Source organism: Paenisporosarcina sp. P5_A11 (assembly GCF_056400705.1).
Genome location: NZ_JBFUKT010000073.1, coordinates 1 through 14,635 on the forward strand (window position 1 = coordinate 1; position 14,635 = coordinate 14,635).

The window sequence follows — 14,635 nt, forward strand, 5'->3', positions numbered from 1 at the left end:
GCTGTATGCAGCATGGGGTTACACTGTTTAATTCGCTCAAGTACCTCATAATGAAATGATGAAAAATGAATGTTTAGATGAGAATATGTTCTTTTAAATAACAAATTAACTTGTTCCGGTGCGTCAATAAACGTTTCTTTTAATTCCACATTGAGGGCTAATCCATTGTTTGCAGCAAAGGTTAATACATCATCAAATGTTAATACAGATTTCCCATTAATTAATCTTAAGATAGAAGTCCCTAACTTTAATTTACTAACTTCCTCGAAGGTCATCGTCGATACATTTCTACGAATTCTCGCTAACCGCCAAAAATCCAAGTCATGTGTAACGATTGGCACTAAATCTTTTGTTAATTGTAAATCTATCTCCAAACCATCTGCTCCTAGTTCAATCGCTTTCATAAAAGCAGCGGAAGAATTTTCAAGCGCATATGCAGAAGCCCCACGATGTGCATATATCGGAACTCTTATCATTTTTTTCAACACCTTGTCTATATGTATAGTTTTCTTTACCCTCTCCTCCCTATTATATGCATAGTTCTGTCTTTTACTGGGTAAAAAACAAAGTTGCGATGTATCATCATCTCGTATTAGGAATGACCCTTACTGTTCTCTATGAGAGATTATCATCTTTTGTTGCCGAATTCTGAAGTTCTTTAATAATAAATTACTCAAAAATACCACTTCGAAGTAGAGTAAAGTCAATAGGACTATTGATCTTGGCTTCCTTATACATCGAATGTCATGTGTCAAATAAGACTTTCTCACAGAACATCTATATTGGTCTCCAAATCAAAAAACATCAGAGTCAACTTCCTGGCAGTATGCAATAATTCTAGAAAGTTCAGCAAATAGACTTTTACTAATAGCACTTTCAATTTTTTTAATGGAGAGATTCAAGTACAGTTAACTTCATGACCTCACCCTTTTCAACAAAATAAAAAGACCAATGAATTTTAAAATTCATTGGTCACTCTTGGAAAAGTTTATTGGTTTTGAAATAAAAGTTTAGTTTAAATTCTAAGGATTACGCATCTCTGTAAACCCAGTTATATCAATGATTAACTCGCCATGTTTTCCAAGCGAATTTTATCAGCAATCATTGCAATGAATTCTGAATTTGTCGGTTTGCTCTTCWAGTGATGAACGGTATAGCCGAAAGTTTTCGAGATGGACTCATAATTCCCACGGTTCCAAGCGACTTCAATTGCATGACGAATGGCACGTTCCACTCGTGAGGAAGTCGTGTTGAATTTAACACCGATTTCAGGATATAAGACTTTTGTAATGGATCCCAATAATTCAATATCATCATATACCATGTGAATTGCTTCGCGTAAATATGCGTACCCTTTAATATGTGCAGGGACACCGATTTCTTTAATGACTGCGGTAATTGTTGTATCAATCATTTTTTGATTCACTTTTTCTTGTGGTTGGCTTTGTAAAATACTTGTACGTTGAGTGGTTTCTTGCTTGTGACCAGCAACTTGAAGAATCTGATTAACTAGGCGATCAAATTCAAATGGTTTTAACATAAAGTATGAAGCACCTAATTCAACTGCTTGTTTCATAACATCTTCTTGACCAAAAGCAGTTAACATAATGWCTTGAACTTTAGATAACTTTTCGTTTGCTTGCATCATTTCGAGTACTGCTAGACCATCCAAGTGAGGCATAATTATATCTAATAATAAAACATCTGGCAATTCGTTCTCCATCATACTTAAAATAACTTTTCCATTTGGAGCTGTTGTAATGACTTCAATTTGAGGATGGCTTGATAAGTATGACTCCAGTGTTTTTACCAATTCTTTATTATCATCAGCAATTGCTACTTTTATTTTTTCCATTTCTAATTCCTCCTCAAGTATATCTGCGAACATGGATGTTTGTTTTTATTGGACATTCTTCCAATTTCACACTGTAAAGTTAATTCGACATTTTGATTGTAAACCCTTTATTCATTTATAAAAAGGGTAAATAGTTAGAAGATTTAGATGATTTTCGACGAATGTCAAGTTTTTCTATATTTTTGTCGAATAATCGTTACATTAATAATAACAAATAATCAAAAAAAAACCACACTTTTTCAAGTGTGGTCAGAAATATTCATTATGGCTGTTTTTTTATCATTTCCTGAATAGGGATGGCTGCTCCTTTAACCGGATTATCCACCACCATATGTGTAATTGCTCCAGCAAATTTCCCATTTTGTAAAATGGGACTACCGCTCATACCTTGTAAAATACCGCCTGTCTTTTCAATCAATACTTTATCCGTGACAATAAATTGAAAAGTCTTTTTATCGACTTTTATTATTTCTATTTGATACGGTTGCACGTCATTGCCTTCAATTGCTGTATATATTTCAGCTTTACCTTTTTTGATGTGATCGGTTTTTAATGTTGGAATTGCTTGACCTTTTTGTAAATCAGGATCAATCAACTCACCAAATACGCCATAAACTGTATTTTCTTGAACACTTCCCGCCTGCACATGTATCGATGATTGTTTGGCTATTTTATAACCTGGTTTTCCGGGAGTGCTTTTGTGAATACGTGCAATATCAGACAAAAAGATTGTGCCACCTAAAAATGGTGGTGCCTGTTCAATTTGTTGGTCCACTATTTGATGTCCTAAAGCTCCATACTCATTTGTAGTAGGATTTACATATGTGATTGTTCCAATTCCCTCGGTATGGTCCCGTAAAAACGGTAGCATACTTTCTAGTTGATTTGCCGATACTAATACAGCTTGTCTTTTACTTTCACGTAAAAATTCGACGGAAACTTTCTTGTCATTGTTTTCTTCACTTGTTTTTTTCCAATCCGCAATGGACTCAATTGATTTTTTATTCAGTGATATTATTTGATCACCATTTTTAAACCACCATTTCTCATCAATCATCACATCATGAACAAATGTTGGATTTTCAAGTTTTAACTGCACACCAATCGATTGACCAAGTGGGATTAAATTATCACCACTTTTCGCTGCTAAAGAGCTCGTTGGAAAGACAATCAATAATCCCAAAAGAATGGTAATAAACCGTTTATTAGCAACACATCGCATACTTCACCTCCATTTATCAGGATATCTTTAATATGTGTTTTATATGGTTTGTTATGAAAGGTAAAATTTCGAAAAAAAAAAGCACATGCTGATACAGCAGTGCTTCCAGATTCTATACATGAGATAATTTTTTTCTTTGTTCCGCAATTGAGAGCAATTCCGTTGCATGCTCCAATGTTAACGTTGTAATTTCTGAACCAGACATCATACGACTTAATTCTTGTACACGATACTGGCCAGTAACTTCAGTTAATTTAGTCATCGTCCGTTTACCCATAACTTCTTTTTCAATTAATAATTGTTGATCCGCCATTGCGGCAACTTGAGGAAGATGAGTAATACAAAGTACTTGTGAAGAACGAGAGATATTAGCAATTTTTTCAGCAATTGCTTGTGCAACTCGTCCGCTAACTCCCGTATCCACTTCGTCAAAAATAATAGATGTAATCCCTTGATGTTTAGAGAATATTCCTTTTAGCGCTAGCATCATACGTGAAAGTTCACCGCCAGAAGCGATTTTCGAAATCGGTTTTGCTGGCTCTCCAACATTTGTTGACATATAAAATGACACATCGTCTTTACCATTTTTGTCAAAAATAGAAGAGGGTTTAAAAACCACTTCAAACGTTGCTTTTTCCATAAATAATTCACGTAATTGAAGGACAATAGCTTCGCTTAAACTTTTCGCAGCTTTTTTGCGATAGATCGTTAATTCTTTAGCATCAATTTCCAAATCTTTTTCGACTTGTTCAAGTGCTTTTTGTCGTTGTTGAATACGTTCATCGCGATTCATAAGTGCATCTAACTCTTCACCAATTTTTTTGCGGTAAGCAAAAATTTCTGTAATCGAATTACCGTATTTTCTTTTTAGCGATTGGATGGCAGCTAATCTATCTTCGATGACATTTAAACGTTCTTCATCAAACTCTGATTCATCAATTTCACTTTTCAGTTGATATGACAGTTCTTGAAGGGAATAAAATGAATTCGATACAAGTTCTGCTTGTTCTTTGTACGATTCATCAAAAGAAGCAATATCTTCAAGCTCACTCATAGCATTACCTATCCAATCAAGCCCTTTTGATTCTCCATTTAGAGCTTCTTGAGCCGCTGAAATTCGTTCAAACGTTTTGTGGTAATTTTGGAACTTTTTACGTTCTGATTGAAGATCTTCATCTTCGTTATCAATTAATTCGATAGCATCTATTTCATTGATTTGGTATTGATATAAATCAATTCTTTGAGCAATTTGTTGTTCATTGTCACTGACTGAAGCTAGTTCTTTTTTTAATTTCATGTACTTTTGGAAGAGACCTGAATAACTTTCCTTGGCCTTTTGAATTTTATTTCCTGCAAATTGATCAAGTAAATAAATATGTAGTCGTTCATCCATTAACTCTTGGCTTTCATGTTGTCCATGAATATCAATTAATGAACCACCAATTTCTCTCAAAATGGCTATAGTGACCAACTTGCCATTAACCCGACAGACACTTTTCCCATGATCATTAATATCTCGTCTTAAGATAACAGAATCATCATCAGCTTCAATTCCTACATCCTGTAATTTTTGGAATACTGGATGCTGAGCGTTTTGTATATAAAACAAGCCTTCAAGTTCCGCTTTTTTGGCACCATGACGGATAAATTCTTGTGATCCTCTTCCACCTGCAAGTAAATGAACAGCATCAATTATGATTGATTTACCTGCACCAGTTTCACCAGTGAGAACCGTCAATCCATCTGAAAAGCTCACAGATACTTCCTCTATTATGGCAAAGTTTTTAATAGATAATTCTTTTAACACAAAGTATCACCTCTTTTAAAGCATCTCGAGCAATCTTGTTTTAATTAAGTCACGTTCAGTTGTATCTTTGCAAATAATTAAACAGGTATCATCACCGCAAATTGTCCCTAATATTTCTTTCCAATCAAGATGATCAATTAATGAACCTATGGCATGCGCATTTCCTGGCAAAGTTTTCATTACTAAAAAATGACTTGCTCCATCAATACTTACAAAAGCATCAGTTAGTGCGCGGTGTAATTTTTGCATAGGATTAAATCGTTGATCAGCAGGCAAGCTATATTTATAGCGACCATCTTGCAATGGTACTTTTACTAAATGAAGTTCTTTTATATCACGAGAAACTGTCGCTTGAGTAACATTGTATCCAGCATTTTTCAAGATTTCTACTAAATCGTCTTGCGTTTCAATCTCATGATTGGCAATAATATCGCGTATCCTTATATGTCTTTGGCCCTTGTTCATCAAAGTTCACTCCTAAAAAATGAATAATTATACTTAATTATTCATATCGTACCATTTACTTCTCATCCGTACAAGAAAAAAACGGCCTATCGTAGGCCGTTTCATGTTAGTTGTTGATGTGCATCACGCACAATTTGTTTAAGTTGTTCTTCAGTAAATTGCGTCTCATTTGTTTCAGTAGCAACTAAATGGAATAAAAATTCAATGTTACCTTCTCCACCTGTTATGGGTGAAAACGAAGCATTTTTAAGTGTGAAACCTACTTCTTGGGAAAAGGCGGCAATTGTTTCTAACACTTTGGTATGGATTTTAGCATCGCGTACGACACCTTTTTTACCAACATTCGCTTTTCCTGCTTCAAATTGTGGTTTCACGAGTGCTATTACATCACTTCCTGGCACAAGTAATGTTTTTAAGACAGGTAAAATGAGTTTTAGTGAAATAAACGAAACATCAATCGTTGCAAATTCAGGTAAACCTTCAGCTAAATCGACTCCTGTGACATAGCGGAAATTGGTACGTTCCATGACGGTTACTCTTTCATCTTGACGGATTTTCCAAGCCAGTTGATTGTAGCCAACATCCAGTGCATAACAATGTCGCGCTCCGTTTTGCAGAGCACAATCTGTAAACCCACCAGTAGAAGCCCCAATATCTAACATTAACTTATCTTTAACATCAATTTGAAAATAACTAAGTGCCTTTTCAAGTTTTAAGCCACCTCTACTTACATAAGGCATTTCTTTCCCTTTTACTTGAAGTGGGGAATCGCTTGAGATTTTTTCACCAGGCTTTTCAAGACGAACTTCATTTGTATAAACAGTCCCGGCCATAATCGCCCGTTTTGCTTTTTCTCTAGTTTCACAAAGTCCACGTTCTACAAGTAAAACATCGACTCTTTCTTTTGGGGTTTTAATCATAATGCGTGAGTACCAGCCTTGCCAATTTTTTTCATTTTTTGTTGGATACGTATTACTAATTCGTCTGCAGTGAGATGAATTTCATTTAATAATTCATCAACATTTCCATGTTCAATAAACTGATCAGGTATTCCCATACGGTTTACTGATATTCCTGTATAATCATAATCTTGCATGAATTCTAAGATACTGCTTCCAAATCCACCTTGTAAAACGGCTTCTTCGACAGTGAATAATGGAAGGTCCCGGTTCACTAATTGGTGCAACATATGCACATCAAGTGGTTTAATAAATCGTGCATTAATTACTTCAACTTGAATGCCTTGTTTTGCTAAGCGATCTGCTGCCTCTAAAGCCAATGGAATGGTTGTCCCAAATGTCAATATAGCCGCGTCGGTCCCTTCTCTTAACACTTCCCATGAGCCTATAGGAATCACTCGTAATTCAGCGTCCATTGGTACACCTAGACCATTACCTCTTGGGTAACGCAAAGCGATTGGACCATCATTGTATTCAATGGCTGTGTTCACCATATGCTGACCTTCATTTTCATCCTTTGGCATCATGATGACCATGTTTGGTAAATGACGTAAAAATGCGATATCAAATACCCCTTGATGTGTTTCGCCATCTGCACCTACAAGGCCAGACCGATCGATACCAATAAAGACATTTAAATTTTGACGGCAAATATCATGAAGAACTTGATCATAAGCACGTTGTAAGAAAGTTGAATAAATCGCTAAAAATGGTTTCATTCCCTGTGTTGCTAGTCCTGCAGCCATGGTTGTAGCGTGTTGTTCAGCTATTCCAACATCAAACATACGCTTAGGAAATTCAGAAGCAAATCCTTCCAACTTTGAACCAACAGGCATAGCTGGAGTAATGGCAACAATGCGTTCATCTTCTCGGGCCAGTTTACGAACAGTCTCAGCCACTAATCCGCTCCATGAAGGGGCAGTAGTTGAAGATTTAACAAAAGCACCTGTTTCCATTTTATAAGGGCCCGTACCATGCCATGTGCCGATTTTATCTTCTTCAGCAGGTCGGAATCCTTTGCCCTTTTTCGTTAGGACATGAACTAAAACCGGACCTTTCATTTTTTTTGCATTTAATAATGTTTCTTGTAAATCATCATAATTATGTCCATCAATTGGGCCTAGATAAGTAAACCCAAGCTCCTCAAAAAAGATACCGGATACGAGTAAGTATTTTAAACTATCCTTAACTCGTTCTGCAGTAGCAGCTAGCTTACCACCGACTGCTGGAATTTTCTTTAACAAGTATTCTAATTCATCTTTTGCCTTGTTATATTTCCCGGCTGTTCTAAGTTTCCCCAAGATCGTATGAAGGGCTCCAACGTTTGGTGCAATTGACATTTCATTATCATTTAATATTACAATCATGTCCGTCTTTTCATGTCCAATATGGTTTAGAGCTTCTAAAGCCATACCACCAGTTAATGCACCGTCTCCGATAATCGGAATGATATGATTTTTGTCATTTTTGATATCTCGAGCAGCTGCCATACCCATAGCAGCAGACAGTGAAGTAGAACTATGTCCAGTCTCCCAGACATCATGTTCACTCTCTATACGCTTTGGAAATCCGCATAATCCTTTATATTGACGAAGTGTGTCAAATTGATTTCCTCTACCAGTTAATATTTTATGGACATACGCTTGATGTCCTACATCCCAAATAAACTTATCATCAGGGCTATTGAAAATACGGTGAAGAGATACAGTTAGTTCGACCACACCTAAGTTAGGACCGATATGTCCACCTGTGACCGATAATTTTTCAATTAAAAACGAACGAATATCTTCACTCAAGTTCAATAATTCATCTTGTGATAAATTTTTAATAAAGGATGGATCTGTTATTGTATTTAAATCCATCTACGTCACACACCTTTACACAATACTTGCTGATTAATTTATTACATTTCATTATATCAATGTCAGTGGATTGTACAAACATTAACCTTTATCCTACTTATTACGATTGACTATATAAGCAGCCATTTCGTCTAACAAACCTGGMTCGTCGGATATTTGTCGAAGTGACAGAATGGCTTGGTTATAGTGCCAATCTCTTTTATCTTTTGCCCCATTTAGTGATAATAATGCAGGGTACGTATTTTTTTCACTGGCAACATCTTTTCCGGCAGTTTTACCTAACTCTTCAGTAGTACCTTCTATATCTAAAATGTCATCTTGAATTTGAAAAGCAAGACCAATATGGAAACCAAAATCAGTGAGTGCTTTTCTAGTGTTGTCGTTTGCTCGAGCCAAAATGGCACCTGCTTCAATACTGAATGACAATAGTGCACCAGTTTTGTTGATGTGAATCGTTTCCAATTCATTGACGGTGACTATTTTTCTCTCACTCTCGATATCTAATACTTGACCACCCACCATACCTTCAGCACCTGCTGATTTACTTAACAAATGAATTAACTCTAATTTATTTTCAGCGGTTACTTCTTTTAAACGAGCTAGCACTCCAAAACTATATGTTAATAATCCGTCTCCAGCTAAAATGGCTAACGCTTCACCGTACACTTTATGGTTCGTTAATTTCCCTCGACGAAAATCATCATTGTCCATGCTCGGTAAGTCATCATGAATAAGGGAATACGTGTGAACCATTTCAATTGTCGCTCCAACTGTTAATGCCTCACTATGATTCACTTTTAATAGGTCTAAAACGGCTATTAAAAATAATGGTCGAACTCGTTTACCACCTGCAGTAAGTGAATAATGCATTGCCTCTTTTAATATAGCAGGTGCTTCAATTGACAAGATTTGTTCCGACAATTGTTGATCTATTTTCGGAACATAATATTCTCTAAAACTTTGGAATGTAGTCATTTTGACGTATCCTCTTTTTCAGATGCATTAAAGGGCACTTTCTCTCCACTTTCATCCATGATGGAAATCAATTGTTTCTCCGCATTATGCAATTTATCATGGCAAACAGAGGATAATTCCATGCCTTTTTTGTAAAGAGAAATCGCATCTTCTAAAGGAACATCGCCTTGTTCGAGATTGCGCACGATTTCTTCAAGTTGTTGAATGGCTTGATCAAAAGATACTGTATTTTTCGTCATGATGATTCTCCTTTAGACTTTTTGATTATAGAGTCTATAGATGCAATTACGACTCCATCTTGTAATTTGATTTGTAAGGGTTGATCTGAATCTATGTCTTCAATTGATTTTACAACTTGATCCTTTTGATAGGTTAAGCTGTAGCCCCTATCCATGATTTTTAGTGGATTTAGAGCTTCTAATAATTGAATAATATTGCTAAAAGAGCGACCTTTTGCCTGTAAACCTTTTTGAGCTGCCACTTGCATACGTTGTTCTAAGTCTTGTAAACCTTTTTGATGCTGTTGGACTAATCTCTGAGGACTTTGCAAAGTCAACCGCATCGTTTGTTGATTGAGCAATTGTTGTTTTTGATTGACCAAGGTCCGTCCACTTTTTTCAAGCTGTTCAGTAACACGCGTTAAATTCTCGACAAAAGGTCTATACAATCGCTCTGGATAAGCAAGTGGGTATGCCGACATAACGCGAGTTAATCTTTTTCGCTCTTGAGACAAGGTTGCCGTGATAATCGAAACAATTTGTGATTTTCTATTTGTAACGCGCTCTAATAATTCTAATTGATTCGGTACAGCGAGTTCTGCTGCGGCTGTTGGTGTAGGAGCACGTAAGTCGGAAACAAAGTCAGCGATTGTTGTATCAGTTTCATGTCCAACTGCACTAATAATTGGTATGGTACTATTCACTATTTCGCGAGCAACTATCTCTTCATTAAATGCCCATAAATCTTCAATCGAGCCACCACCCCGCCCCACGATGCAGACATCCAATTCAGGACATGCGTTTGCTCTTTTGAGCGCTTTGACAATACTGGGTGCGGCACCAACACCTTGAACAAGTGCTGGAAATATAATAACTTCAGCCAGAGGATAACGTCTACTTAAAGTCGTGACGATATCTCGAATAGCCGCTCCTGTAATTGCGGTAATAACACCGATTTTTTGTGGGTATCTAGGGATTTGTTTTTTTCTGGATGGGTGGAACAACCCTTCTTTTGCTAACTTTTCTTTTAATTGTTCAAAGGCAATAAACAGTTCACCAATGCCATCAGGTTGCATGGATTGTGCATACAATTGATATTGGCCAGACCCTTCATACACATTGACATCACCTTGCAGGAGTATGTTCATACCGCTTTCGGGTCTGAATTTTAAGTGTTTGGCTTGAGCAGCAAACATCACCGCCGGCATTCTAGTTTGCTCATCTTTGATCGTAAAATAAATGTGTCCACTCGTATGTATTTTCACATTTGATAATTCCCCTTTTACATAAACATTGCGCAAATGGGGATCAGCATCAAATTTTCGTTTTATGTATTTGGTTAAAGCTTTTACAGTTAAATATGAAGTTGATGTCAAGTGTCGTCAAACTCCTCATGAAGAAGAAATAGAAAAGCTGTCTTTCTCTAAGAAAAACAGCTTCTTCCCTTTATTTTACCTGTTTTAAGTTCATTTGTCTTGACGTAACTCATTTTCAGCAGATTGGACAGTGTTTACCATTAGCATCGTAATGGTCATTGGTCCCACCCCACCTGGAACTGGAGTTATATATGAGGCTTTATCTTTAACTGACTCGAAATCTACATCCCCACATAGACGATTGTTTTCATCACGATTCATCCCGACATCAATGACAACAGCACCATCTTTTACGTAATCACTCGTAATCATTTTTGTTCTACCTACAGCAACTACGAGGATGTCTGCTTGTAAAGTAATCTCTTTTAGGTTGGGTGTTTTGGAGTGAGCATATGTGACAGTTGCATCTTTTTGAAGTAATAGTTGTCCCATAGGTTTACCGACAATATGGCTACGRCCTATGACGACAGCATGTTTACCTGCAATTTCTACACCAGAATATTCCAGAAGTTTCATGACACCATATGGCGTACATGGTAGAAACGTTTCTTGCCCGAGCATCATTTTCCCTACATTGATTGGATGAAATCCATCCACATCTTTGTCAGGAGATATCGCTGCTAACACTTTTGATTCAGTAATTTGTTTTGGAAGTGGAAGTTGGACTAAAATCCCATGAATTTCAGGATCATGATTAAGAGAATGAATCGCTTCAATCAGTTCATTTTCACTTAAGTCAGACTCAAATGAAAGTAAACGTGAATGCATGCCAAGTGCTTCACATGTTTTTTGCTTATTGGAAACATAAGTTTTCGATGCTGAGTTGTTACCTACTAAAATAACGGCTAAGCCAGGTGTTATGTCTTGATTTTTCAAGGTATTGATACGTTCAGTTAATTCATTTCGTATCTCTTGTCCAATTTCTTTTCCACTGATTAATGCACTTGACATGTCTAAATTCCCCCTGTTGTCAGTTAGAAGATTCAACTGCATATTTAGATAGTACGCCATTGACGAACTTACTTGATTTATCATCACCAAATGTTTTACAAAGTTCAATCGCTTCATTCATTACAACCTTAGCAGGTGCATCTTGCATAAATAACAATTCAAATACGGCTAAGCGTAAAACTGTTCGCTCAATTTTAGGTAAACGATCTAGTGACCAATTTTCTAATTTCGTTTTAAGTGATTCATCTATTTGCGCCAAATGTTCAGTCGTGCCACGAACAAGTTTTTCATAGAAAGAATCGTTTTGGCCATCTAATACGTGGCTCATCGCATCTTCTATAGTCAACTCTGTGTTTTCTAACTGAAACAAAGTTTGCAACGCTTTTTCACGAGCTTCTCTACGTTTCATGGGATAGTCTCCTTTTATATGCATTCGAACACATCATAGCATAATTTCTCCTTACAAGACATACTCGAAGGGAAGTTCGAATGTTCAGAAAAAAATACATCGTTCGGACAAGCCGAACGATGTATTGAATTATTCAGTTGTAGTTTCTTTAGACTGCTCAAATTGAACGCCAGTAATATGAACGTTCACTTCTTGAGTTTCAAGTAATGTCATGTTAAAAATTGCTTGACGTACTTGATTTTGAACTTCTTTCGCTACTGCAGGAATGGATGCGCCGTATTTCACAGTACAGAAAATTTCTACAAATAACCCTTTATCCGTTAACTCAGTTTTAATGCCTTTACCATGGACCTTTTTACCCAAACGTTCTGCTACACCTGTTGCAAAACTCCCGCGTGTACCGGCAACGCCTTCCACATCAGTTGTCGCAATTCCAGCAATAACTTCAAGAACTTCTGGTGCTACTTCAATCTTACCTAACACTTCTTTACCTGCAGGAGTCATTTGTAAATAAGCTGTTGCTGTTTTGTCAGCCATTCGAATCATCCTTTCTTACGAATTCATTACATCATATTTCTCTAAAAACTTGGTATCAAAATCGCCTGATTTAAATACTTCGTGATCCATTAGTTTCGCATGGAAAGGTATAGTCGTATGAACGCCATCTATCACAAATTCACTCAGTGCACGTTTCATTTTGGCCACTGCCTCTTCACGTGTATCCGCAAAAGTAATTAGTTTTGCGACCATTGAGTCATAGTATGGAGGTATGCTGTAACCTGAATACATCGCAGAATCCACTCGTACACCGTACCCACCTGGGGCTAAATACATTTCTATTTTACCTGCAGAAGGCATGAAATTTTTATTCGGGTTTTCTGCGTTAATTCGGCATTCAATTGCCCACCCTTTAATTTTCACATCATCTTGTGTAAACGCTAATGTTTCACCAGAAGCTACTTTTAATTGTTGTTGAATTAAATCAATACCTGTCACCATTTCAGTAACAGGATGTTCAACTTGAATACGTGTATTCATTTCCATAAAGTAAAACTTTTGATTAATGTGGTCAAATATAAATTCAACCGTACCAGCACTTCGGTAGTTAACAGCAAGAGCTGCTTTTACAGCTGCTTCTCCCATTTGATGACGAATCTCAGGGGAAAGTGCTGGTGAAGGTGCTTCTTCTACGAGTTTTTGCATACGACGTTGTATTGAACAATCACGTTCACCTAAATGAATGGCATTGCCAAAACTATCTGCTAAAACTTGAATTTCTACATGGCGGAAGATTTCAATAAACTTCTCAATATAAACGCCGGGATTACCAAAAGCAGCTGCAGCTTCTTTTTGAGTAATTTGAATACCTTTAACCAACTCTTCTTCTGTACGCGCTACGCGAATCCCTTTACCCCCACCACCAGCAGTTGCTTTAATGATGACTGGGAAGCCGATTTTACGAGCGATTTCCAAACCGTCGTTTTCATCTGCGACAATGCCTGTAGATCCAGGTACAACAGGGACACCTGCTTTTCGCATTGTTTCACGTGCTACGTCTTTCGTACCCATTCGAGAAATGGCATCTGAAGTTGGACCAATAAATGTGATATTACATTGTTCACATAGCTCAGCGAAATTAGCATTTTCAGCTAAAAAGCCATAACCCGGGTGAATTCCGTCACATCCAGTTAATTTTGCTACACTAATAATATTGCTAAAGTTTAAATAGCTATCCTTCGAAAGATGTGGTCCAATACAATACGCTTCGTCAGCCATTTGCACATGCAATGCATCTCGATCTGCTTCTGAATAAACTGCAACTGTTTCGATATCTAACTCTTTACACGCACGAATAATACGAACCGCAATTTCACCACGGTTTGCAATTAATACTTTTTTCATCATGTATTCCCCCTCAGTTCGCTTTTACTAAGAACAGAGGTTGGCCGTACTCTACGAGTTGTCCATCTTTTACTAAAATTTCTACAATCTCGCCAGTCACTTCTGCTTCGATTTCATTGAATAATTTCATCGCTTCCACGATACATACGATACCATCATCATTCACTTTATCCCCTACTTGCACGAATGCTTGAGAATCTGGTGAAGAAGATGCGTAGAATGTTCCTACCATTGGAGATTTGATTTTATGAAGAGATTCGTCATTCACAGCTGATTCATTCAGCTCTGCATGTGCTGCTGATTCATTTGTAGTTATTGCTGCTGGTGCTTGTGTAGTTTCTACTGTTACCGGTGCAATAGCAACTGGTGCTACAGGTTTAACTTGAGATACAACTTGTTCAGTTGATCCTTGTACACTGTTCTTTTTGAGTTTAACTTTTGTACCTTCTGCTTCGTAACTAAACTCATCAATAGATGAATGATCAATTAATTTAATAATTTCACGTATTTCTTGTATTTTTAACATTCATAACTCCCCTTACCATGTATCGAATTAGGTTCCTATTCTATTTTAGTCGTTATTGAGAAAATTTGAAATAGATAACCCAAAATTCTTTAAGAGTTGGTACTAACC

The 14,635-nt window shown here is 36.8% G+C and carries 15 protein-coding genes; all 15 read right to left on the reverse strand.

From position 1 onward, the window contains the following. The coding region (locus AC1DOS_RS11355; RefSeq protein WP_477537593.1) for a glycerophosphodiester phosphodiesterase at positions 1 to 476 on the reverse strand (476 nt) is incomplete at its 3' end. A gap of 587 nt (positions 477 to 1,063) precedes the next feature. Then, the gene (spo0A, locus tag AC1DOS_RS11360; protein WP_477537594.1) at positions 1,064 to 1,855 is read right to left on the reverse strand and encodes a sporulation transcription factor Spo0A; all 792 of its coding nucleotides are present in this window, start codon (positions 1,853 to 1,855) and stop codon (positions 1,064 to 1,066) included. 262 nt (positions 1,856 to 2,117) lie between these two features. Continuing rightward, entirely contained in the window at positions 2,118 to 3,077 is a 960-nt protein-coding gene (locus AC1DOS_RS11365; RefSeq protein ID WP_477537595.1) for a SpoIVB peptidase S55 domain-containing protein, read from the reverse strand. A gap of 112 nt (positions 3,078 to 3,189) precedes the next feature. Beyond that, positions 3,190 to 4,884: a DNA repair protein RecN gene (gene recN / locus AC1DOS_RS11370; protein WP_477537596.1), complete on the reverse strand. Its 1,695-nt coding sequence runs from the start codon at positions 4,882 to 4,884 to the stop codon at positions 3,190 to 3,192. Between the two features lie 15 nt (positions 4,885 to 4,899). Then, positions 4,900 to 5,349: a transcriptional regulator AhrC/ArgR gene (gene ahrC / locus AC1DOS_RS11375; protein ID WP_108586810.1), complete on the reverse strand. Its 450-nt coding sequence runs from the start codon at positions 5,347 to 5,349 to the stop codon at positions 4,900 to 4,902. 101 nt (positions 5,350 to 5,450) lie between these two features. After that, the gene (locus AC1DOS_RS11380; protein WP_477537597.1) at positions 5,451 to 6,269 is read right to left on the reverse strand and encodes a TlyA family RNA methyltransferase; all 819 of its coding nucleotides are present in this window, start codon (positions 6,267 to 6,269) and stop codon (positions 5,451 to 5,453) included. Next, a complete protein-coding gene (dxs, locus tag AC1DOS_RS11385) occupies positions 6,266 to 8,170 on the reverse strand; it encodes a 1-deoxy-D-xylulose-5-phosphate synthase (protein ID WP_108586812.1) in 1,905 nt (634 codons plus the stop codon). The genes AC1DOS_RS11380 and dxs overlap by 4 nt, the downstream gene beginning before the upstream one ends. A gap of 93 nt (positions 8,171 to 8,263) precedes the next feature. Beyond that, a complete protein-coding gene (locus AC1DOS_RS11390) occupies positions 8,264 to 9,145 on the reverse strand; it encodes a polyprenyl synthetase family protein (RefSeq protein WP_477537598.1) in 882 nt (293 codons plus the stop codon). Further along, positions 9,142 to 9,384: an exodeoxyribonuclease VII small subunit gene (locus tag AC1DOS_RS11395; protein WP_477537599.1), complete on the reverse strand. Its 243-nt coding sequence runs from the start codon at positions 9,382 to 9,384 to the stop codon at positions 9,142 to 9,144. Before AC1DOS_RS11395 ends, AC1DOS_RS11390 begins: the two co-directional genes overlap by 4 nt. Beyond that, positions 9,381 to 10,739, reverse strand: coding sequence for an exodeoxyribonuclease VII large subunit (gene xseA, locus AC1DOS_RS11400; RefSeq protein WP_477537600.1), 1,359 nt, complete (start codon positions 10,737 to 10,739; stop codon positions 9,381 to 9,383). Before xseA ends, AC1DOS_RS11395 begins: the two co-directional genes overlap by 4 nt. Before the next feature lie 90 nt (positions 10,740 to 10,829). Then, the gene (folD, locus tag AC1DOS_RS11405) at positions 10,830 to 11,690 is read right to left on the reverse strand and encodes a bifunctional methylenetetrahydrofolate dehydrogenase/methenyltetrahydrofolate cyclohydrolase FolD (protein WP_477537601.1); all 861 of its coding nucleotides are present in this window, start codon (positions 11,688 to 11,690) and stop codon (positions 10,830 to 10,832) included. Between the two features lie 19 nt (positions 11,691 to 11,709). After that, on the reverse strand, positions 11,710 to 12,099 hold the full coding sequence (gene nusB / locus AC1DOS_RS11410; protein ID WP_477537602.1) for a transcription antitermination factor NusB: 390 nt from the start codon (positions 12,097 to 12,099) through the stop codon (positions 11,710 to 11,712). A gap of 129 nt (positions 12,100 to 12,228) precedes the next feature. Then, positions 12,229 to 12,636, reverse strand: coding sequence for an Asp23/Gls24 family envelope stress response protein (locus AC1DOS_RS11415; RefSeq protein WP_108586818.1), 408 nt, complete (start codon positions 12,634 to 12,636; stop codon positions 12,229 to 12,231). A gap of 15 nt (positions 12,637 to 12,651) precedes the next feature. After that, on the reverse strand, positions 12,652 to 14,004 hold the full coding sequence (gene accC, locus AC1DOS_RS11420; RefSeq protein WP_108586819.1) for an acetyl-CoA carboxylase biotin carboxylase subunit: 1,353 nt from the start codon (positions 14,002 to 14,004) through the stop codon (positions 12,652 to 12,654). A 10-nt stretch (positions 14,005 to 14,014) separates the two neighbouring features. Continuing rightward, on the reverse strand, positions 14,015 to 14,527 hold the full coding sequence (gene accB / locus AC1DOS_RS11425; protein ID WP_477537603.1) for an acetyl-CoA carboxylase biotin carboxyl carrier protein: 513 nt from the start codon (positions 14,525 to 14,527) through the stop codon (positions 14,015 to 14,017). Positions 14,528 to 14,635 lie beyond the last annotated feature (108 nt).

What these genes read in the sequence shown, in the direction of transcription:
- AC1DOS_RS11415 (WP_108586818.1), bottom strand. Translation starts at nt 12,636, where the DNA reads ATGGCTGACAAAACAGCAACAGCTTATTTACAAATGACTCCTGCAGGT.
- AC1DOS_RS11365 (WP_477537595.1), bottom strand. Translation starts at nt 3,077, where the DNA reads ATGCGATGTGTTGCTAATAAACGGTTTATTACCATTCTTTTGGGATTA.
- accC (WP_108586819.1), bottom strand. Translation starts at nt 14,004, where the DNA reads ATGATGAAAAAAGTATTAATTGCAAACCGTGGTGAAATTGCGGTTCGT.
- ahrC (WP_108586810.1), bottom strand. Translation starts at nt 5,349, where the DNA reads ATGAACAAGGGCCAAAGACATATAAGGATACGCGATATTATTGCCAAT.
- nusB (WP_477537602.1), bottom strand. Translation starts at nt 12,099, where the DNA reads ATGAAACGTAGAGAAGCTCGTGAAAAAGCGTTGCAAACTTTGTTTCAG.
- dxs (WP_108586812.1), bottom strand. Translation starts at nt 8,170, where the DNA reads ATGGATTTAAATACAATAACAGATCCATCCTTTATTAAAAATTTATCA.
- AC1DOS_RS11395 (WP_477537599.1), bottom strand. Translation starts at nt 9,384, where the DNA reads ATGACGAAAAATACAGTATCTTTTGATCAAGCCATTCAACAACTTGAA.
- accB (WP_477537603.1), bottom strand. Translation starts at nt 14,527, where the DNA reads ATGTTAAAAATACAAGAAATACGTGAAATTATTAAATTAATTGATCAT.
- AC1DOS_RS11380 (WP_477537597.1), bottom strand. Translation starts at nt 6,269, where the DNA reads ATGATTAAAACCCCAAAAGAAAGAGTCGATGTTTTACTTGTAGAACGT.